This window comes from Pelomonas sp. KK5, from assembly GCF_001984095.1.
Classification (GTDB): domain Bacteria; phylum Pseudomonadota; class Gammaproteobacteria; order Burkholderiales; family Burkholderiaceae_C; genus KK5.
Genome location: NZ_LYVQ01000041.1, coordinates 1 through 17,968 on the forward strand (window position 1 = coordinate 1; position 17,968 = coordinate 17,968).

16 protein-coding genes and 1 pseudogene are annotated in these 17,968 nt (G+C 70.9%); 10 read left to right on the plus strand and 7 right to left on the minus strand.

The window, feature by feature from the left end:
* The 6 genes and pseudogenes from B0W88_RS08620 to B0W88_RS08645 all read left to right on the plus strand — a co-directional run.
* A pseudogene (locus B0W88_RS08620) lies at positions 1-632 on the plus strand (EamA/RhaT family transporter); the annotation flags it as partial.
* Between the two features lie 210 nt (positions 633-842).
* A complete protein-coding gene (locus B0W88_RS08625; protein WP_077034257.1) occupies positions 843-1,424 on the plus strand; it encodes a hypothetical protein in 582 nt (193 codons plus the stop codon).
* Entirely contained in the window at positions 1,421-1,744 is a 324-nt protein-coding gene (locus tag B0W88_RS08630; RefSeq protein WP_083748656.1) for an HPr-rel-A system PqqD family peptide chaperone, read from the plus strand. Before B0W88_RS08625 ends, B0W88_RS08630 begins: the two co-directional genes overlap by 4 nt.
* Positions 1,741-2,682, plus strand: a complete 942-nt coding sequence (locus B0W88_RS08635) for an HprK-related kinase A (RefSeq protein WP_077034259.1) — start codon at positions 1,741-1,743, stop codon at positions 2,680-2,682. Before B0W88_RS08630 ends, B0W88_RS08635 begins: the two co-directional genes overlap by 4 nt.
* On the plus strand, positions 2,679-3,779 hold the full coding sequence (locus tag B0W88_RS08640) for a nucleotidyltransferase family protein (protein ID WP_083748657.1): 1,101 nt from the start codon (positions 2,679-2,681) through the stop codon (positions 3,777-3,779). Before B0W88_RS08635 ends, B0W88_RS08640 begins: the two co-directional genes overlap by 4 nt.
* 36 nt (positions 3,780-3,815) lie before the next feature.
* Entirely contained in the window at positions 3,816-4,595 is a 780-nt protein-coding gene (locus tag B0W88_RS08645; RefSeq protein WP_083748658.1) for an ABC transporter substrate-binding protein, read from the plus strand.
* Positions 4,596-4,625: 30 nt separating this feature from the next.
* Here B0W88_RS08645 and B0W88_RS08650 read toward each other — a convergent pair whose 3' ends face one another.
* A complete protein-coding gene (locus tag B0W88_RS08650) occupies positions 4,626-5,516 on the minus strand; it encodes a neutral zinc metallopeptidase (RefSeq protein ID WP_077034262.1) in 891 nt (296 codons plus the stop codon).
* Between the two features lie 150 nt (positions 5,517-5,666).
* Here B0W88_RS08650 and B0W88_RS08655 point away from each other — a divergent pair, with 150 nt between their 5' ends.
* Positions 5,667-6,434 carry a head GIN domain-containing protein gene (locus B0W88_RS08655; protein ID WP_077034263.1) on the plus strand — a complete coding sequence of 256 codons (768 nt, stop codon included), beginning with the start codon at positions 5,667-5,669 and terminating at the stop codon, positions 6,432-6,434.
* Between the two features lie 9 nt (positions 6,435-6,443).
* Here B0W88_RS08655 and B0W88_RS08660 read toward each other — a convergent pair whose 3' ends face one another.
* From B0W88_RS08660 to B0W88_RS08680, 5 genes are all read right to left on the minus strand, one after another.
* Entirely contained in the window at positions 6,444-8,276 is a 1,833-nt protein-coding gene (locus B0W88_RS08660) for an ABC transporter ATP-binding protein (RefSeq protein ID WP_077034264.1), read from the minus strand.
* A gap of 14 nt (positions 8,277-8,290) precedes the next feature.
* Positions 8,291-9,949, minus strand: coding sequence for an alkaline phosphatase family protein (locus B0W88_RS08665; RefSeq protein WP_077034265.1), 1,659 nt, complete (start codon positions 9,947-9,949; stop codon positions 8,291-8,293).
* Between the two features lie 221 nt (positions 9,950-10,170).
* The gene (gene glcF, locus B0W88_RS08670) at positions 10,171-11,421 is read right to left on the minus strand and encodes a glycolate oxidase subunit GlcF (protein ID WP_077034266.1); all 1,251 of its coding nucleotides are present in this window, start codon (positions 11,419-11,421) and stop codon (positions 10,171-10,173) included.
* Entirely contained in the window at positions 11,421-12,497 is a 1,077-nt protein-coding gene (gene glcE / locus B0W88_RS08675; RefSeq protein WP_077034267.1) for a glycolate oxidase subunit GlcE, read from the minus strand. The genes glcF and glcE overlap by 1 nt, the downstream gene beginning before the upstream one ends.
* Before the next feature lie 7 nt (positions 12,498-12,504).
* Positions 12,505-14,028: an FAD-linked oxidase C-terminal domain-containing protein gene (locus B0W88_RS08680; RefSeq protein WP_077034268.1), complete on the minus strand. Its 1,524-nt coding sequence runs from the start codon at positions 14,026-14,028 to the stop codon at positions 12,505-12,507.
* Positions 14,029-14,070: 42 nt separating this feature from the next.
* Between B0W88_RS08680 and B0W88_RS08685 the strand changes: the two genes are divergently transcribed.
* The 3 genes from B0W88_RS08685 (at position 14,071) to B0W88_RS08695 (ending at position 17,219) form a co-directional block, all read left to right on the plus strand.
* Positions 14,071-16,101, plus strand: a complete 2,031-nt coding sequence (locus B0W88_RS08685) for a protein-disulfide reductase DsbD (RefSeq protein WP_077034269.1) — start codon at positions 14,071-14,073, stop codon at positions 16,099-16,101.
* Positions 16,098-16,715 (plus strand): redoxin domain-containing protein, encoded by a 618-nt coding sequence (locus tag B0W88_RS08690; RefSeq protein ID WP_198937804.1) that lies wholly within the window; start codon positions 16,098-16,100, stop codon positions 16,713-16,715. The genes B0W88_RS08685 and B0W88_RS08690 overlap by 4 nt, the downstream gene beginning before the upstream one ends.
* A 96-nt stretch (positions 16,716-16,811) precedes the next feature.
* A complete protein-coding gene (locus B0W88_RS08695) occupies positions 16,812-17,219 on the plus strand; it encodes a hypothetical protein (protein WP_077034270.1) in 408 nt (135 codons plus the stop codon).
* On the opposite strand, the gene B0W88_RS08700 is transcribed toward B0W88_RS08695, so the two are convergent.
* Entirely contained in the window at positions 17,216-17,968 is a 753-nt protein-coding gene (locus B0W88_RS08700) for an IclR family transcriptional regulator (protein ID WP_077034271.1), read from the minus strand. The genes B0W88_RS08695 and B0W88_RS08700 overlap by 4 nt on opposite strands.

Below are 17,968 nucleotides of genomic sequence, written 5' to 3' on the forward strand. Positions count from 1 at the left end.
TCTCCAACCAGCGCAACCGGCGCCGCGACGGCCGCCTGCCCTGGCGCCAGCTGGCGCCCTCGCTGCTGCTGATCGCGGCCGGCATCGCCTGCGTCAACCAGGTGGAGCTGGCGGCGCTGGGGGCGGCCGATGCGGACTCGCTGGCCCGCTACCTGCAGGGTGCGGGCCTGGCGGTGGCGGCGGTGGCCTGCTGGACCTGGTACCCGATCCGCAATGCCGACTGGCTGCGCGCCCATGCCGACCGGAGCCCGCGCGCCTGGGCCACGGCACAGGGCCTGGTGACGCTGCCGATGGCGCTGGCGGGGCTGGCGGCGATCGTCGTGCTGCGGCCCTGGCTGCTGGCGCCGGACTTCGCCCTGCCGCTGGGCCCGCGGCCACCGGCCTTCACCGGGCTGATGCTGGCGGTGGGCCTGTTCGCGTCCTGGCTTGGCACCCTGTGCTGGAACGAGGCCAGCCAGCGCCTGCCGACGGCACTGGTGGGCCAGCTGATCGTGTTCGAGACCCTGTCCGCGCTGGCCTACGCCTTCGCGCTGCAGGGCCGGATGCCGCAGCCGCTGGCGCTGCTGGGCATCGGGCTGCTGGTGGTGGGCGTGATCCGGGCGCTGCGCGTGAAACCCGTGGCACACCCCTGAGCCGCGGGGGAGCCGTCCGTCATCAATTTGCGGTTAAATCGCGAAGAACCATCCCTAGCATTTGGGAACACTGTCGACAATGTTTACAGTCGGCGGCGATTTCCCGGTCACTGGCGGGGGATGTCTCGGATAAGTACCTGATTTCAGCGACAAAATCCCACCGGCCCGGACCTTGCTTGTCTGGTCTGAGATACGAACACGGAGGTCCCCATGTCCACCCAGCCCGAAGCTCCCCGCGACGAAACGCCGCTGCAAGGCGTCGTGCTGGCGCGCCGGCGCGCGCTGCTCTCAGGCCTGGGCAAGGGCGGCGCGGTGCTGGCCGTGGCGGCCAAGCCGATCCAGTCGCTGGCCGGCTCCACCATCATCACCTGCCAGAACGGCACGACCAAGGTCCACGCCACGGTGTCGGGCTGCGGCTCGGCGGTGAACTCGATCGTGGCCGGCGGCGGCGTGACGCAGGTCGACTGCAAGGGCTACCACCACAGCTACTGGTGCCAGACCGGCGTGACCTGGCCGTCCGGCTGCTCGAAGTCGGCGACCTTCTACGACTGCTTCCAGACCTACCTGCCCAACGGCACCAACAAGACCGTCATGAACTGCCTGAAGGCCAATGACGACTCGTCGATCTGGTGCGCCGCCTACCTGAACTCGCTGAAGTTCTACTCGGCCGGCACCTTCCCGTATTCGACCACCACCACCGGCGGCCTGAAGGGCGTGCGCCAGTGGTACACGGACAGCCAGAAGAGCCAGGCCCAGACCCTCTGGACCCTGACCAATAAAGCGACCAGTTGACGCCTCCACCGGAAGCCGACGCCGGCGCCCGGGAGGAACGCTGGGCCCTGGCGCCGTTGGTCGACCTGCACTGGCGCCGCTGGGAGCGGGAATGGCTGGTCTTCGACAGCGGCTCGGGCCAGACCCACATGCTCGATACCCTCGACGCGCTGGTCCTGCTGATGCTGGAACCCGGCGCGGCCGCGCCCGCGACCATTGCCGAGGCCATCGCGGCCGAGCTGGAGCTCGATCCGGCTGAAACGGGCGACGTGCTGGAACGCCTGCCCGAGTCCCTCGCCTCGCTGCAGCGCCTGGGCCTGACCGCTACGATCGACGGATGACGCCGCTGCTGAGTTCCCTGGGCCAGGCCGAGATCGCGCGCCGGCTGGCCGGCCCGGGACTGGGCCTGCGCAGCGGCCGCTTCGGCTTCCGCATCCGCTCGCCGATCGAATCGATCGCCGCCGGCATGGGCCTGCTCTATGCCGACTACCCGCTGCTGGCCGAGGACGAGTTCGCCGATTTCCGTCTCGACCTGCCCACCGGCACCGGCCTGCACCGCTTCTGGCGCCCGCAGGTGAAGGTGCTGCACAACAACTTCCGGCCCTTCGAGCCGCTGCCGCTGGCGCATGCCTATCCGCAGATGGAATGGGCGATGAACTGGTGCATCGCCGGCTATGCCCATGACTACCTGATGCTGCACGCCGCCGTGCTGGAGCGCGACGGCCTGGCCCTGGTGCTGCCGGCCCCGCCGGGCTCCGGCAAGAGCACGCTGTGCGCCGGCCTGCTGCACCGCGGCTGGCGGCTGCTGACCGACGAGCTGGCCCTGGTCTCGCTGGACGAGGCCGACCGGCGCATCACGCCGCTGGTCCGCCCGGTGAGCATCAAGAACGAGTCGGTGGAGGTGCTGCGGCGCTTCGAGCCCGCCGTCGTGTTCAACGAGGTGACCCACGGCACGGCCAAGGGCTCCGTCACCCACATGAAGGTGCCGGCCGAACAGGTGCGGCGCATGGATGAAGTGGCGCTGCCGCGCTGGCTGGTCTTCCCCCGCTACGTGCCGGAGGCCGACCCCGTGCTGCTGCCGCGCTCCAGGGCAGACAGCGCGATCGAGCTGGGCCGCAACTCCTTCAACTACCCGCTGCTGGGCCGCCAGGGCTTCGAGGCCCTGGGCGATCTGGTCGACGCCTGCCACTGCTACGACTTCAGCTACAGCCGGCTGGACGATGCGGTGGAGGTCTTCGACGGCCTGGTGCGCGCCGAGCGGGAAGGTGCGACCAGATGATGGACGGCGACCTGATGACCCCGCTGTTCGCGGCGCCGCAGCGCCTGCCCGGCTGGACGCCGCGGCAGTGGGAGACCGGGCTGGACCAGGCGGAGAGCGCGCAGCTGCTGTCCCGCCTGGCGGTGACCGCGCGGGCCGGCGGCTGGTTCGATGCGATTCCGGCGGGGCCGCGCTTCCATGTCGGCAGCTCGCTGCGCCTGGTCGAGCGCCAGCGCCACGAGGTGAGCTGGGAAGTCGAGCAGATCCGCCAGTCGATGCGCGCCGTGCCAGAGACCCGCGATGTGCCGGTCGTGCTGCTCAAGGGCGCGGCCTACCTGCGCGCCGGCCTGCCGCCGGCCGCCGGGCGCCTGTTCTCGGACATCGACATCCTGGTCCCGCGCGGCAGCATCGTGGATACCGAGGGCGCGCTGATGGCCGGCGGCTGGGTCAGCGACGAGCGCGACGCCTACAACCAGATGTACTACCGCCGCTGGATGCACGAGGTGCCCTCGCTGCGCCACCTGCGGCGCCACTCGGTGATCGACCTGCACCACACGATCGCGCCGCCGACCTCTCGCTTCAAGGTCGACGGCGCCCGGCTGCTGGAGCGCATCCGCCCGATCGCGGACGCCCCCGGCCTGTACATCCTCGGCCCCGAGGACATGCTGCTGCACAGCGCCGTCCACCTGTTCCAGGAAGGCGAGTTCGACCGCGGCCTGCGCGACCTGCTGGACATGCAGGACCTGCTGCGGCACTTCGAGCGCGAGGAGGGCGCGGGCTACTGGCCGGCGCTGCTGGCGCGGGCCCGCGAGCTGGGCCTGCACGTGCCGCTGCACCATGCGCTGACCCAGCTGCAGCGCCTGTTCGGCCCGCTGGTGCCGCCGGCGCTGGCCGCCGAGGTCGCGGCGCTGCGCCCGCGCGGCGGCGCGCCAATGGCGCGGCTGCTGGTGCTGGCCCTGCGGCCGGACCACCCCAGCTGCGATACTCGCTGGACCGGCTGGGCACGCTGGTTGCTGTACGTGCGATCGCACTACCTGCGCATGCCGCTGCCGCTGGTGCTGGTGCACCTGGCGCGCAAGGCCTGGATGCGGCGCTTCCCGCCCAAGCCAGCCGCTTGAACCGCTTGAGCAGAAAGCAGGACGGAGACGGACACGATGGTGGATCGCGCAAGGCGTTGCTTGCTGGGGCTGCCGCTGATCGTGCCGGCTGCCGTGGCGCGCGCTGCCGACGAGACGCCCGAGACCTCGCTCACCGTCCTGGCCGAGCCGGTGCGGCCGTATTCCTACCAGGACGCCGACGGCCGCCCCACCGGCTACGCGATCGAGCTGATGCAGGAGATGCTGCGCCGCTGCCGCCTGGGCAGCCAGGTCGAGTTCAACTCCTGGACCAGCGCCTACCAGCGCGCGCTGGCCGAGCCGCGGGTGCTGCTGGTCAGCATCGTGCGGCTGCCCGAGCGCGAGCCCTACTTCTACTGGCTCGGGCCCACCGCCTCGCGCCGCGCCTACCTGTACCGGCTGAAGTCGCGGGCCGACGTGCGCGTCAGCACGCTGGACAGCGTCCGCGGCTACCGCATCGGCGTGATCCGCGACGACGCCACCGAGCGCGACCTGCTGGCCCGGGGTTTCGAGCTGGGCCGCCAGCTGGATCGCAGCCCCGACCACGCCGCGCTGCTGCGCAAGCTCTTCGCAGGCCGCTGTGACCTGATCGCGCTGAACAGCACCGTGGCGGCCGCCACCTTCGAGAGCTTCGGCTACGACTTCGGCCGGGTGGAGCCGGTGCTCAAGCTGTCCGACTTCAAGCTCTACATGGGGCTGAGCCGCAGCAGCACGCCGGCGTTGCATGCGCGGCTGCAGGCGGCGTGGGAGTCGATGCGGCGCGACGGCACGGTGGCCGCACTGGCCGCCAGGTATCCGGCCGTGTCGCTGCAGGACTGACTGACTGACCGACTGACCGACCGACCGGCCTCAGAGCGACGTCGTATTGAAGGTGTCGCAGTCCTTCAGCTTTGCGCTGCTCATGCCCCGCTTGAACCAGCGCACTCGCTGCTCGCTGCTGCCGTGGGTGAAGCTCTCCGGCATCACCGTGCCGCGCGCCTTGCGCTGCAGCGTGTCGTCGCCGATCTGGGTGGCCGCGTTCAGCGCCTCCTCGACGTCGCCGGCCTCCAGCCAGTGCTTCTTCTCCTGCGAGAGCGCGGCCCAGACGCCGGCATAGCAGTCCGCCTGCAGCTCCAACCTCACGCTGGCCGCATTGCCCTCGCGCTCGTTGTGCTGCTGGCGGTAGCGGTCCACCTTCTCGCTGGTGCCCAGCAGGTACTGCAGGTGGTGGCCCACCTCGTGGGCGATCACGTAGGCCTGGGCGAAGTCGCCCGGCGCGCCGAGCTGGTTCTTCATCGTCTCGTAGAAGCTCAGGTCGATGTAGACCTTCTGGTCGGCCGGGCAGTAGAACGGCCCGGTGGCGGACTGGCCCGCGCCGCAGGCGGTGGCGGTGCGGCCGCGGAACAGGTGCAGGTGCGGCGCCACGTATTTCTGGTTGCTGCGGGCGAAGTACTCGGTCCAGACGTCCTCGGTGCTGGCCAGGATCACCGAGACGAAGCGGGCGGACGGGTCGGTCGGTTTGCTGGTCGGCGTGGGCGCCTGCTGCTGCTGCGGGGCCATGCCGCCGCCACCGCCTTGCATCAGGCCCAGCACCGTCAAGGGGTTGATGCCGAAGGCCCAGGAGGCCAGCAGCGCGATCGCGATGCCGCCGATGCCGATGCCGCGGCCGCCGCCGAAACCGAAGCCGCCGCCACCACCACCACCACCACCGGAGCGCCCGTCCTCGACGTTGTCACTCTCGCGTTCACCTTCCCACTTCATTGCCGACTCCTGCGAAGAAAAAGCCGCTGCGCCCGTCTTGTGCAAGCGCAGCCTGTCCTGTGGATTCTGCAGCCTGTCGGCAATCGGTGGGCCGCCGCAATCGCGCTTCCCATACTTGCGGCTTCAACCCTTGCAGAGCGACACATCCTCATGAAGAAGAACATGCACCGCCGCAGCCTCGTCCTTGGCGCGCTCCTGCTGGCCGCCGCCGCCGGCGCCCAGGCCTGGACCTTCACGATCAACACCGCGACCGAGTACGGCCCGGCCGGCCAGCGCATCAAGGGCTCCGGCGTGATGGTCGAGCGCAGCCGCAGCGTCGCTCCGTTCAGCAAGCTGCGCCTGGAAGGCCCGCTGGACCTGCGCGTCAGCCAGGCCGCGGCCGACGCGGTGCGCATCCATGCCGACGACAACATCGAGCCGCTGGTCGAGAGCCGCGTCGAGGGCGACACGCTGATCCTGCGCCTGCGGCCGGGCACCGGCTTCAGCACGCGCCACGCGCCCAGCATCGTGGTCGATGCGCGCACGCTGCAGGCCATCGCCGTCGACGGCTCCGGCGACCTCAGCATGGAGCGCTTCAAGGGCGATGCGCTGAGCCTGGCGCTGTCGGGCTCCGGCGACCTGCGCATCGGCCAGATCGAGGTGCGCGATTTCAACGTGGACATGCGCGGCTCCGGCGACGTGCAGGTGGCCGGCAGCGCGCAGACGCAGAGCTGGTCGCTGCACGGCTCGGGCGACGTGGACGCGCGCCGGCTGGACGGCCGTACGATCAAGGCCCGGCTGACCGGCTCGGGCGATATGAGCGTCGGTTCGGCCGACACGCTGGACGTGGAGATCAACGGCTCCGGCGACGTGAGCTACAGCGGCCGACCGCAGCTTCACCAGCGCGTGAACGGCTCCGGCGAAGTCAGCCGGCGCTGAGCGGCCCGCTCACTCGTCGCTCTCGCCGAGGAAGCCGCCGCTCTGGTGCGCCCAGAGTCGCGCATAGAGCCCGCCGTGCGCCAGCAGCTCGGCATGCGTGCCCTGCTCGACGATCTCGCCCTCGTCCATCACGACCAGCCGGTCCATCGCGGCGATCGTCGAGAGCCGGTGGGCGATGGCCACCACCGTCTTGCCCTCCATCAGCCGGTACAGGCTGGTCTGGATGGCGGCCTCGACTTCGGAGTCGAGCGCGCTGGTGGCCTCGTCCAGCAGCAGGATCGGCGCGTCCTTCAGCATCACCCGGGCGATCGCCACCCGCTGGCGCTGGCCGCCACTGAGCTTGACGCCGCGCTCGCCCACGTGCGCGTCGTAGCCGCTGCGGCCCTTGGGGTCGGTCAGGCCGGCGATGAAGGCCTGGGCCTCGGCGCGCTCGGCGGCGGCGACCATCTGCGCCTCGGTCGCGTCGGGCCGGCCGTAGAGCAGGTTGTCGCGCACCGAGCGGTGCAGCAGCGAGGTGTCCTGCGTGACCATGCCGATCTGCTCGCGCAGGCTGTCCTGCGTGACGCCGGCGATGTCCTGGCCGTCCACCAGGACGCGGCCCTGCTCGATGTCGTGGAAGCGCAGCAGCAGGTTCACCAGCGTGGACTTGCCCGCGCCGGAGCGGCCCACCAGGCCGATCTTCTCGCCCGCGCGGATCGTCAGGCTCAGGTCCTTCAGCACCTGCCTCTTGCCGCCGTAGGCGAAGCCGACATGCTGGAACTCGATCTCGCCGTGCGAGACCACCAGCGGCTGCGCGTCCGGCCGGTCCTTCACCGTGATGCCGCGGGCCAGCGTGTTCATGCCGTCCTGCACGGTGCCGATGTTCTCGAACAGGCCGGTCATCTCCCACATGATCCAGTGCGAGATGCCGTTCAGGCGCAGTGCCATCGCGGTGGCCGCGGCCACGGCGCCAATGCCCAGCTCGCCCTGCATCCACAGCCACAGCGTGGCGCCGGCGGTGCTGGCGATCAGCCCCATCGAGAGCGCGTGGTTGACCACCTCGAAGCTGCTGACCAGGCGCATCTGCCGGTAGGCGGTGCCGAGGAACTCCTGCATCGCCGAGCGGGCGAAGCCGGCCTCGCGATGGCTGTGGCTGAACAGCTTGACGGTGCCGATGTTGGTGTACGCGTCCGTCACGCGGCCGGTCATCACGCTGCGGGCGTCGGCCTGCTCGGCGCCGGCCTTGCCCAGGCGCGGCACGAAGTACCACAGCGAGGCCATGTAGCAGGCCAGCCAGCCCAGGAAGGGCAGCAGCAGGCGCAGGTCGAAGTGGCCGACGACGCCCAGGATCGTCACGAAGTAGATCGTGATGAAGACCATGATGTCGGTCAGCACCAGCACGACGTCGCGCACCGCCAGCGCGGTCTGCATCAGCTTGGCGGCCACGCGGCCGGCGAACTCGTCGGCGTAGAAGCTCATGCTCTGGCTGAGCAGGTGGCGGTGGAAGTTCCAGCGCAGCCGCATCGGGAAATTGCTGGCCAGGCCCTGGTGCTTGGCGATCGTCTGCAGCGCCACCAGCAGCGGGCTAGCCATCAGGATCGCGGCCAGCAGCGCGAGGTTGCCCTTCTGCGTGGCCCAGAGCTGGTTCGTCGGCACCGCGCTGAGCCAGTCCACCACCGAGCCCAGCATGCTGAACAGCAGCGCCTCGAAGGCGCCGGTGGCGGCGGTGAACAGCGTCATGCCGGCCACCAGCGCGCGGGAGCCGGCGGTGGCGGCCCAGACGAAGGGGAAGAAGCCCTGCGGCGGCTGTGGCGGCGGCGTGTCGGGGAAGGGCGGGAGCTGTCGTTCGAACCAGGCGTACATGGGCAGCTAACTCGTTACTTCAGCGGCAGGGGGAGGGGCTTGCCCTGGGCCTGCGCGGGCGCGCGCACGCCGAGGATCTTCGCCACCGTCGGCGCCACGTCGGACATGTCCACCGGCTGGTCCACCTCGCCCCGGCCCACCCAGGCCGGGCCCCAGGCCAGCAGCGGCACGTGGGTGTCGTAGTCATAGGGCGTGCCGTGCGAGCTGCCGACCGGCCGCGAGCCCCACAGCCAGTTGCGCTTGATGACCACCTGCACCGGCGCGGCGCGGCCGGGGTACCAGGACTTGCGCATCTGCTCGAGGTAGGGCGTGGCGGTGTCCGTGCCGCGCAGCTGCGCCTCGGTGAACACGGCGGCCACGCCGTCGATCTTCAGCAGCAGCGGCTTGGCGGCCTCGTACACCTCGTCCGGCTTCAGGCCCTTGGCGGCGATCAGCTTCTCGTCGAACAGCACGCCGGAGGCCGAGAAGGCGGTGGCCCACTTGCCGGGGCCGAACTGCTTCTGCAGGCCTTCGTTGAGCGTGGCGACCAGCGTGGCCGAGGCCAGCCGGCCGGCATCGCGGCCCTGCGTCTTCGCCCACTCGGGCGTGTCGGCGAAGCCGTGGTCGGCGGTCAGCATCAGCACGTAGTTGCCGCGGCCGACCTTGGCATCCAGGTCGCGGAAGAAGGCCTGCAGCGAGGCATCCAGCTGCAGGACGTGGTCGTGCGACAGGCGCGACTCGGGGCCGAAGGCGTGGTTGACGTAGTCGTGGCTGGACAAGCTCACCGTCAGGATGTCCGGCACCGCATCGGCGCCCAGCTGCTCGCCGGCGACGGCGGCGCGGGCGAAGTCCAGCGTCAGCTGGTCGCCATAGGGCGAGGGCAGGATGCTGGCGTAGAACTTCGGCCCGGGCTTGTCCTGGCCCGCGCCGAGCTCGGCGGGTAGGCGGTTGCCGTTGCCGTCGGCGGACTGCCAGGGTTGGCCATCCGGCACCGAGCGGGCGTAGGCGGTCTCCGGGAGCAGCGGCGCCCACGACTTGTGGAAGAAGGCATCGGCGGGGTGCGCGCCGTTGAACGCATCCACCCAGGCCGGATGCGCGCTCATGTAGTAGGTGCTGGACGAGAAGCTGCCGTTTTCGCTCATGTACATATAGGCCGTGCCCAGATGGCCGGCCGGCAGGATCGCGCCGCGGTCCTTGCCCGAGATGCCGATCACCTTGGCGGCGGGCTGGCCTTCGCGCAGCACGTCGCCGACCGTCTCGGCCAGCATCATGCGCGGGCTGGTGCCGGCCAGGGCCGGGGTCTTGGCAATGCCGATGTAGCGGTAGGCCTCGTCCTGCGTGTTGTAGACCTCGGCGCCGGTGACCGGGTCGCGCCATTCGTTGCCGATGATGCCGCTGCGCTGCGGATAGGCGCCGGTCAGCATGATCGAATGGCCGGCCGCGGTGACGGTGAAGCCGTGGCCGTAATGCATGTTCGCGAACCAGGCGCCCTGGTCGAGGAAGCGGCGGAAGCCGTCCGGCTGCAGCTGGTCGCGGTAGGCCAGCACCTGGCGCATCGGCAGCCCGTCGATGGCGATGAAAACAAACAGCTTCGGCGGCGCCGCGGCAACGGTCGGTGCGGGGGGCGTCGTCGTGCAGGCGCTCAGCGCAGCGGCGAGCAGCAGCGCGGGCAGGGCAAGGCGGAACTTGGACATGGAAGGTCGGCGGCGTGCGGGTGAAGCGGCAAGTGTCGGCGATCCCGGCCAAGAAAAAGGGCCGGACGTTTCCGCCCGGCCCGATCAGCTGTGTTCAGCTGTGGAGCCCTCCAGCTCCCCCTCCATCGTTGTTCTCTCCATCCCTATTCTGGAAACGACCGATTACAAAGTCGCTACAGGTTTGCCCGGGGGTGCGCGCTATGCGAACAGATGGGGTCAGGTCATGCCTGGAGGGCGTCGTCGAGCAGCTCGATCCAGTGCCGTACCGGCGTCTCGCTGCCGCTCTGCAAGTGCTGGATGCAGCCGATATTGGCCGAGACGATGGCGTCGGCATGCAGCGGGGCCAGGGCCTTGAGCTTGTTGTCGCGCAGCTGCTTGGACAGCACCGGCTGCAGCACCGAGTAGGTGCCGGCCGAGCCGCAGCAGAGGTGGCTGTCGCTGGGCGCGACCGAGATCTCGAAGCCCAGCTCGCGCAGGCAGGCCTCGACGCCGCCGCGCAGCTGCTGGCCGTGCTGCAGCGTGCAGGGCGGGTGGTAGGCGAGCTTGGGCGCCGGCTTGCCGCGCAGCTTCTTCTTCAGCACCGGCAGCAGCTCGGGCAGCAGCTCGGAGAGGTCGACCGTGGCGGCGCTGACGCGGGCGGCCTTCTCGGCGTAGGCCGCGTCATGGGCCAGCGCGCGGCCGTACTCCTTCACCGTGACGCCGCAGCCGGAGGCGTTCATCACCAGCGCCTCGACCGTGCCGTCCGCGCCGGCCACGCCGCTGATCAGCGGCCACCAGGCGTCCACGTTGCGGCGCATGTCGTCCAGGCCGCCGGCGTGGTCGCTCATGTGCGAGCGGATCGCGCCGCAGCAGCCGGCCTCGTCGGCCACCAGGGTCTGGATGCCGGCGGCGTCCAGCACGCGGGCGGTGGCGCTGTTGATGTTCGGCAGCATGCTGGGCTGCACGCAGCCCAGCAGCATCGCCACCTTGCGCGGGTGGGTGCGCATCGGCCAGTCGTGCGCGCGCGGCGGGGCCTTGGGCGGCACCTTGTCCTTCAGCGAACCGGGCAGCAGCGGGCGCACCATCTGGCCCAGCTTCATCGCCGGCTTGAAGGCGGCGGAGGGCAAACCTTCCTTCAGCAGCCAGCGCACGGCGCGCTCAGCCGCAGGGCGCTTCACCTTGGCCTCGACGATGTTGCGGCCGATCTCCACCAGCTGGCCGTATTCGACGCCCGAGGGGCAGGTGCTCTCGCAGTTGCGGCAGGTCAGGCAGCGGTCCAGGTGGAGCTGGGTGGCGCGGGTCGGCTCGGCGCCCTCCAGCACCTGCTTGATCAGGTAGATGCGGCCACGCGGGCCGTCCAGCTCGTCGCCGAGCAGCTGGTAGGTCGGGCAGGTGGCGGTGCAGAAGCCGCAGTGCACGCACTTGCGCAGCACGGCCTCGGCCTGCTCGCCTTCGAGCGTGCCCTTGAATTCGGGGGAGAGGGTGGTCTGCATCAGAGCTCGGGGTACATGCGGCCGCGGTTGAACACGCCTTGCGGGTCGAACGACTTCTTCAGCTCGCGATGGATGCGCGCCAGCGGCGCACTCAGCGGCGCGAACACGCCGGCGCTCTTGTCCTGGGCGCGGAACAGCGTGGCATGGCCACCGGCCTTGGCCGCGGCCTCGCGCAGCTGCGCGGCGGGCAAGGGCGTGGCGACCCAGCGCTGCGCGCCACCCCATTCCAGCAGCTGCTCGCCGTGCAGGTTGGTCAATGCCGGCGCGGTCTGCGGCACCGACAGGCGCCACAGCCGCGCGCCGCCCTCGACGGCCCTGGCCGCGCCGACGAAGAACTCGTCCTGGTGGTCGCGCAGGCCGGCCCAGAAGGGCTCGGCCAGTTCGTCGGGAATCGTGTCGCCGCCCAGCGTGCGGCGGGCGGCCTCGATGGCGGCGGCCGCGCCGGCCAGGCGCAGCACCAGCGCGCCGTCCCACCAGGCGCTGGCATTGATCGGCAGCGGCTGGCCGCCCCAGCGGTTGAGCTGGGTCAGCGCCTGCTGCTGGCCGAGGTCGAAGCGCAGCGTCGTGCGAGCGGTGGGGAAGGGCAGCACCTTCAGCGAGACCTCGGCGATCACGCCCAGCAGGCCCATCGAGCCGGCCATCAGTCGCGAGACGTCGTAGCCGGCCACGTTCTTCATCACCGTGCCGCCGAAGCTCATCGCCTCGCCCCGGCCGTTGAGCATCGTCACGCCCAGCACATGGTCGCGCACCGAGCCGACGGTGGCGCGGGACGGGCCGCTCAGGCCGGCGGCGACCATGCCGCCCACCGTGCCCTGCCCGCCGAAGCGCGGCGGTTCGAAGGGCAGGTACTGGCCTTCGCCGGCCAGCAGCGTCTCCAGCTCGATCAGCGGCGTGCCGGCCTTGGCAGTGACGACCAGCTCGCTCGGCTCGTAGCTGCTGACGCCGGCGATGCGGCGCATGTCGAGCAGTTCGCCCGCGGGTGCATGGCCGTAGAAGGCCTTGCTGCCGTGGCCCTGGATGTTGAGGGTGGCGCCGCGCGCGGCGGCGTCCTTGATCTGTTCCTGGATCTGCTGCATGTCGTGTTCAGAACCTCGGCAGCTCGGGGTGCGCCAGCAGCCCCTTGCTGACATGCATGCGGCCGTACTCGGCGCAGCGGTGCAGTGTCGGGATCACCTTGCCCGGGTTGAGCAGCGAGAGCGGGTCGAAGGCGGCCTTCACCGCCAACATCTGCTCGCGCTCGGCCTCGGAGAACTGCACACACATCGAGTTCAGCTTCTCGATGCCCACGCCGTGCTCGCCGGTCACCGTGCCGCCCAGCGCGACGCTGGTCTCCAGGATCTCGGCGCCGAAGAGTTCGCAGCGGTGCAGCTGGTCCGGGTCGGAGGCATCGAACAGGATCAGCGGATGCAGGTTGCCGTCGCCGGCATGGAAGACGTTGGCGCAGCGCAATTGGTACTTCTTCTCCATCTGCTGGATCGCCAGCAGGATGTCGGCGAGGTTCTTGCGCGGGATCGTCGAGTCCATGCACATGTAGTCGGGGCTGATGCGGCCCGAGGCGGGGAAGGCGTTCTTGCGCCCGCTCCAGAAGCGCAGCCGCTGCGCCTCGTCCGCGCTGACCTCGCAGCGCGTGGCGCCGCTTGCCTGCAGCACCGCCTCCATGCGGGCCACTTCCTCGGCCACTTCGTCGGGCGTGCCGTCGCTCTCGCACAGCAGGATGGCCTCGGCGTCGAGGTCGTAGCCAGCCTTGACGAAGTCCTCCACCGCCGCCGTCATCGGCCTGTCCATCATCTCGAGGCCGGCCGGGATGATGCCGGCGGCGATGATGTTGGCCACCGCGTCGCCGGCCTTGCGGATGTCGTCGAAGCTGGCCATGATGCAGCGCGCCAGCGTCGGCTTGGGCACGAGCTTCACCGTCACCTCGGTGGTCACGGCCAGCATGCCCTCGCTGCCGACGATGACCGACAGCAGGTCCAGCCCCGCCGCGTCCAGCGCCTCGGAGCCGAACTCGACCGCCTCGCCCTCGACGGTGAAGCCCCGTACACGCAGCACGTTATGCAAGGTGAGGCCGTACTTGAGGCAGTGCACGCCGCCGGAGTTCTCGGCCACGTTGCCGCCGATCGTGCAGGCGATCTGGCTGCTCGGGTCCGGCGCGTAGTACAGGCCGTGCGGGGCGGCAGCCTCGGAGATGGCCAGGTTGCGCACGCCGCACTGCACGGTGGCGGTGCGGGCGACCGGGTCGATGCGGACGATCTTCCTGAACTTGGCCAAGGCCAGCGTCACGCCCATCGCATGCGGCATCGCGCCGCCGGACAGCCCGGTGCCCGCGCCGCGTGCCACCACCGGCACCTGCATCGCATGGCAGACGCGCAGCACCGCGGCCACCTGCTCCTCGGTCTCGGGCAGCGCGACCAGCAGCGGGCGCTCGCGGTAGGCGGTCAGGCCGTCGCATTCGTAAGGGATCGTGTCCTCCCCGTGCCACAGCAGCGCGTGGGCGGGCAGGTGGGCGGACAGCGCCTGCACCACGCGCGCTTGCGCATGCGAACGCTTGGCGGGGTCGACGGTCACGGGGGCGGCAAGGGTCAATTCAGGGTCTCCACGCGGGTGCATGGACTGTAGCCGCTGGCAGGGCCGCGGCGATAGCATCGCGGCATGCTGACCAAGGCGCTGATCCTGATAACGGCGATTCTCAGCGGCATCCCTGCTGTCGCGGGCGCCGAGCCGTCGACTGCCCGCACCGACGAGGTGGAGGCCTCGCTGCTGGCCGCACATGCCGTCGTGCAGCCGGGCCAGCGCCTGCGCCTGGCGCTGCGCCAGCGCATCGCGCCGCACTGGCACACCTACTGGATCAACCCGGGTGACTCCGGCCAGGCCACCAGCCTCGACTGGCAGCTGCCGGCCGGCGCCACGGCCACGCCGATCGACTGGCCCGCGCCGAGCCGGCAGTCGCTGGGGCCGGTGACCAACTACGGCTACAGCGACGAGGTGCTGCTGCTGTCCACGCTGACGGTGCCCGCCGCCGCCAGGTCCGGCGAGCGCTTTGCTCCCACCGTGACCGCGACCTGGCTGGTCTGCAAGGACATCTGCATCCCGCAGACGGTCACGCTGGGCCTGGACCTGCCGGTGGCGGCCGCCGCGGTGGCCAGTGCCGATGCGCCGGCCCTGGCCGCTGCAGAGGCGCGGCTGCCGAAGCCCTTGCCCTGGCCGCTGCGTGTCAGCCACGATGGGCAAGACCTGACCCTGCACTGGCCCTCGGACGGCACAGCCGAGAAGGCCTGGTTCTTTCCGAGCGCCTGGGGCGTGGTCGATCACAGCGCGCCGCAGCCGCTGACCCAGGCGGGCGGCGAATGGCGGCTGCGGCTGCCGGCCGGCGAGGCGCCGCCGGCCAAGGCGCTGGCGGGCGTGCTCCGGGTCGGCGACGCGGCCTACCAGGTGGACTTGCCGCTGCCCGGTGCGGTGTCGCCACGGTCGGCTGCTCCGGCGGCCGACCTGGGCCTGACCGCCGCGCTGCTGCTGGCCCTGGCCGGCGGCCTGGTGCTGAACCTGATGCCCTGCGTGTTTCCGGTGCTGTCGATCAAGGCGCTGAGCCTGGCGAACCAGGCGCGCGATTCGGCCGCCGCGACACGGCGCCTGGGCCTGGCCTATGCGGCGGGCGTGCTGGCCAGCTTTGCCGCGCTGGCCGCCGTGCTGCTGGCGCTGAGGACGGCGGGCGCCGAGGTCGGCTGGGGCCTGCAGTTCCAGTCGCCGCTGTTCGTGCTGATCGTGGCCTGGCTGCTGTTCGCGGTGGGCCTGAGCCTGTCGGGGCTGCTGGAGGTCGGCGCCTCGGCCGCCGGACTCGGCGCGGGCCTGGCGGAGAAGCCGGGCGTCGCCGGCAGCTTCTTCACCGGCGTGCTGGCCGCGGTGGTGGCCACGCCCTGCACGGCGCCTTTCATGGGCGCGGCGCTGGCCTACGCGCTGGCACAGCCGGCGCCCGAACTGCTGGCCGTCTTCCTCAGCCTGGGCCTGGGCCTGGCGCTGCCCTACCTGCTGCTGAGCTGGTGGCCGTTGCTGCAGCGCTGGCTGCCGCGGCCGGGGCCGTGGATGGAGGTGCTGAAGCAGGCGCTGGCCTTCCCGATGTATGGCGCCGCGATCTGGCTGGTCTGGGTGCTGGCGCAGCAGGCCGGTGCCGGCGGCGTGCTGACCGCGCTGGCCGGCATGCTGGCGCTGGGCTTCGCGGCCTGGCTGCGCATGGCGCTGCGGCCCGGGCGCTGGCGCGAGGGGCTGGCGGCGCTGGTGCTGGTGGCGACGCTGGCCGGCGGCGTCGTGGCCCTGCGACCCGCGCCGCCGGCCGGCGAGGCCGCCCAGGCCTATTCGCCCGAGCGCCTGGCGGCGCTGCGCGCCGAGGGCAAGCCGGTGTTCGTCAACCTCACGGCCGCCTGGTGCATCTCCTGCCTCGTCAACGAGCGTGTGGCGCTGGCGCGGCCGGAGGTGCGCGAGGCCTTCGAGCGCGGCGGCGTCCACTACCTGAAGGGCGACTGGACTCGGCAGGACGCCCGCATCACGGCGCTGCTGGCCGAGCACGGCCGCTCCGGCGTGCCGCTGTATCTCTATTTCCCGCCCGGCGGCGGCGAGGCGGCCGTATTGCCGCAGCTGCTGACGCCGGCTATCGTCATCGATGCGCTGAAATCAGGAGTTAGCTCATGATGAAGAGGATGCTGATGTTGAGCCTCGGCCTGGCCGTGGCCATGGCCGTGCCGATAGGCGCTCGCGCCGCGGCCACGCTGGACCAGCCTGCCCCGGGCTTCACGGCGAAGACCGCCGACGGCCGCTCGCTGGACCTGGCCAGCCTGCGCGGCAAGACGGTGGTGCTGGAATGGACGAACCACGAGTGCCCCTATGTGCGCAAGCACTACGAGAGCGGCAACATCCCCTCGCAGCAGAAGGACGCGGCCGCGCACGGCATCGTGTGGCTGCAGGTGATCTCCTCGGCCAGCGGCGAGCAGGGTTATGTGGACGGCGCCACCGCGCAGCAGCTGAACGCCCAGCGCGGCGCCGCCCCCGCGGCCACGCTGCTGGACCCGAGCGGTGCCATCGGCCGCGCCTACGAGGCCCGCACCACGCCGCACATGTACGTCATCCGGCCGGACGGCACGCTGGCCTACAAGGGCGGCATCGACAGCCTCGCCACCGCCAACAAGGACGACATCGCCAAGGCCGAGCCGTATGTGAAGCTGGCGCTCGCCGACGTGGCGGCCGGCCGCAAGGTGGCGCAGGCGAGCACACGGCCGTATGGGTGTTCGGTGAAGTACGCGGGATAGGTGCTGTTGGGGCTTCTCTGGAGGAGCCCGGACGGCGTGCCGTGGCACCATGCCGCGCCGCCGCCGTCCCGGTGGCGATCCAGGGAGAACCCAACAATGAATGCCGACCCATCGTCCGACCCGATCGTCCTGTCCGCCGCCCGCTGGTTCTGGTGGATCGCGGGCCTATCGCTCGTGAACACCGTGCTGTTCTTTTCAGGCAGTGACACCAGCTTCGTCGTGGGCCTGGGGCTGACCACGCTGACCAATGTGATGCTTGCGCAGAACCTCGGCGCCGCCATCGCCGCAGCGGCGGTGACCATCGGCTTCTATCTCGTCATGGGGTGGATGGCGCAGAAGGAACGCCTGTGGGCCTTCTACGCGGGGCTGGTCGTCTATGCGCTCGATGCGCTGATCTTCGTGAAGTTCGAGGACTGGATGCCGGTCGCCTTCCATGCCTTCGCCATCTACTGCATCGCCAAGGGCGTGATGCAGATCCGCGCCCGCAGCGCGGTCGCGGCCTAGAAGCTCCGCTCCAGCGCCGCAGCGGCCTCGCGCAGCCGCGGCACCAGGGTCAGGGCTTGCGCCAGCGGCATCCGCGCCGCCGGCGCCTGCAGCGCCACCGCACAGCGCACCGTCTGCGTCGCGCCGTCGCGCACCGGCACGGCCACGCAGACGAGGCCGTCCACGAACTCCTCGGCATCGACCGCATGGCCCTCGCGCCTGACGCGCTCCAGCTCGGTATCCAGCGCAGCACGGGTGGCCAGCGTGGTGGCGGTATGTCGCGTCAGCGTCAGCTGCTCCAGCAGCGGCTTGCGCTGGCGCGCGCTCATGAAGGCGAGGAACAGCTTGCCGCTGGCCGAGGCGTGCAGCGGCACGCGCGTGCCGGCACGCAGCTCCATGCGCAGCGGGAAGGCGGCCTCCACCCGGTCCAGGTAGATCACCTCGGCACCGGACAGGGCGGTGAGGTTGCAGCTCTCGCCGATGTCGGCCACCAGCTGGCGCAGCACCGCATGGCGCACGCCCTGCTGCGCGCTGGCGGCCAGCGCGGATTCGGCCAGGCGCACCGTGCGCGAGCCGAGCGCGTAGCGGCGGCCATCGGGCTCGCGCTGCAGCAGGCCACCGGTTTCCAGCTGTTGCAGCATCCGGTGCAGCGTCGGCTTGGGCCAGGGGCCGATGGCCAGCAGCTCGGCCAGGCTCAGCGGGCGCTGCTGCGCGGCGAGCAGTTCGAGCAGCTCGATCAGGCGCAGGCTGGGGGCGGTGTCTGAAGACAT

Excerpts from the sequence above, each read along its gene's own strand:
- B0W88_RS08680 (WP_077034268.1), bottom strand. The coding sequence starts at position 14,028 with ATGCACCCGCGTGGAGACCCTGAATTGACCCTTGCCGCCCCCGTGACC.
- B0W88_RS08660 (WP_077034264.1), bottom strand. The coding sequence starts at position 8,276 with ATGTACGCCTGGTTCGAACGACAGCTCCCGCCCTTCCCCGACACGCCG.
- B0W88_RS08640 (WP_083748657.1), top strand. The coding sequence starts at position 2,679 with ATGATGGACGGCGACCTGATGACCCCGCTGTTCGCGGCGCCGCAGCGC.
- B0W88_RS08625 (WP_077034257.1), top strand. The coding sequence starts at position 843 with ATGTCCACCCAGCCCGAAGCTCCCCGCGACGAAACGCCGCTGCAAGGC.
- B0W88_RS08650 (WP_077034262.1), bottom strand. The coding sequence starts at position 5,516 with ATGAAGTGGGAAGGTGAACGCGAGAGTGACAACGTCGAGGACGGGCGC.
- B0W88_RS08635 (WP_077034259.1), top strand. The coding sequence starts at position 1,741 with ATGACGCCGCTGCTGAGTTCCCTGGGCCAGGCCGAGATCGCGCGCCGG.
- B0W88_RS08645 (WP_083748658.1), top strand. The coding sequence starts at position 3,816 with ATGGTGGATCGCGCAAGGCGTTGCTTGCTGGGGCTGCCGCTGATCGTG.
- glcF (WP_077034266.1), bottom strand. The coding sequence starts at position 11,421 with ATGCAGACCACCCTCTCCCCCGAATTCAAGGGCACGCTCGAAGGCGAG.
- B0W88_RS08695 (WP_077034270.1), top strand. The coding sequence starts at position 16,812 with ATGAATGCCGACCCATCGTCCGACCCGATCGTCCTGTCCGCCGCCCGC.
- B0W88_RS08655 (WP_077034263.1), top strand. The coding sequence starts at position 5,667 with ATGAAGAAGAACATGCACCGCCGCAGCCTCGTCCTTGGCGCGCTCCTG.
- B0W88_RS08690 (WP_198937804.1), top strand. The coding sequence starts at position 16,098 with ATGATGAAGAGGATGCTGATGTTGAGCCTCGGCCTGGCCGTGGCCATG.
- B0W88_RS08700 (WP_077034271.1), bottom strand. The coding sequence starts at position 17,968 with ATGTCTTCAGACACCGCCCCCAGCCTGCGCCTGATCGAGCTGCTCGAA.
- B0W88_RS08685 (WP_077034269.1), top strand. The coding sequence starts at position 14,071 with ATGCTGACCAAGGCGCTGATCCTGATAACGGCGATTCTCAGCGGCATC.
- B0W88_RS08665 (WP_077034265.1), bottom strand. The coding sequence starts at position 9,949 with ATGTCCAAGTTCCGCCTTGCCCTGCCCGCGCTGCTGCTCGCCGCTGCG.
- glcE (WP_077034267.1), bottom strand. The coding sequence starts at position 12,497 with ATGCAGCAGATCCAGGAACAGATCAAGGACGCCGCCGCGCGCGGCGCC.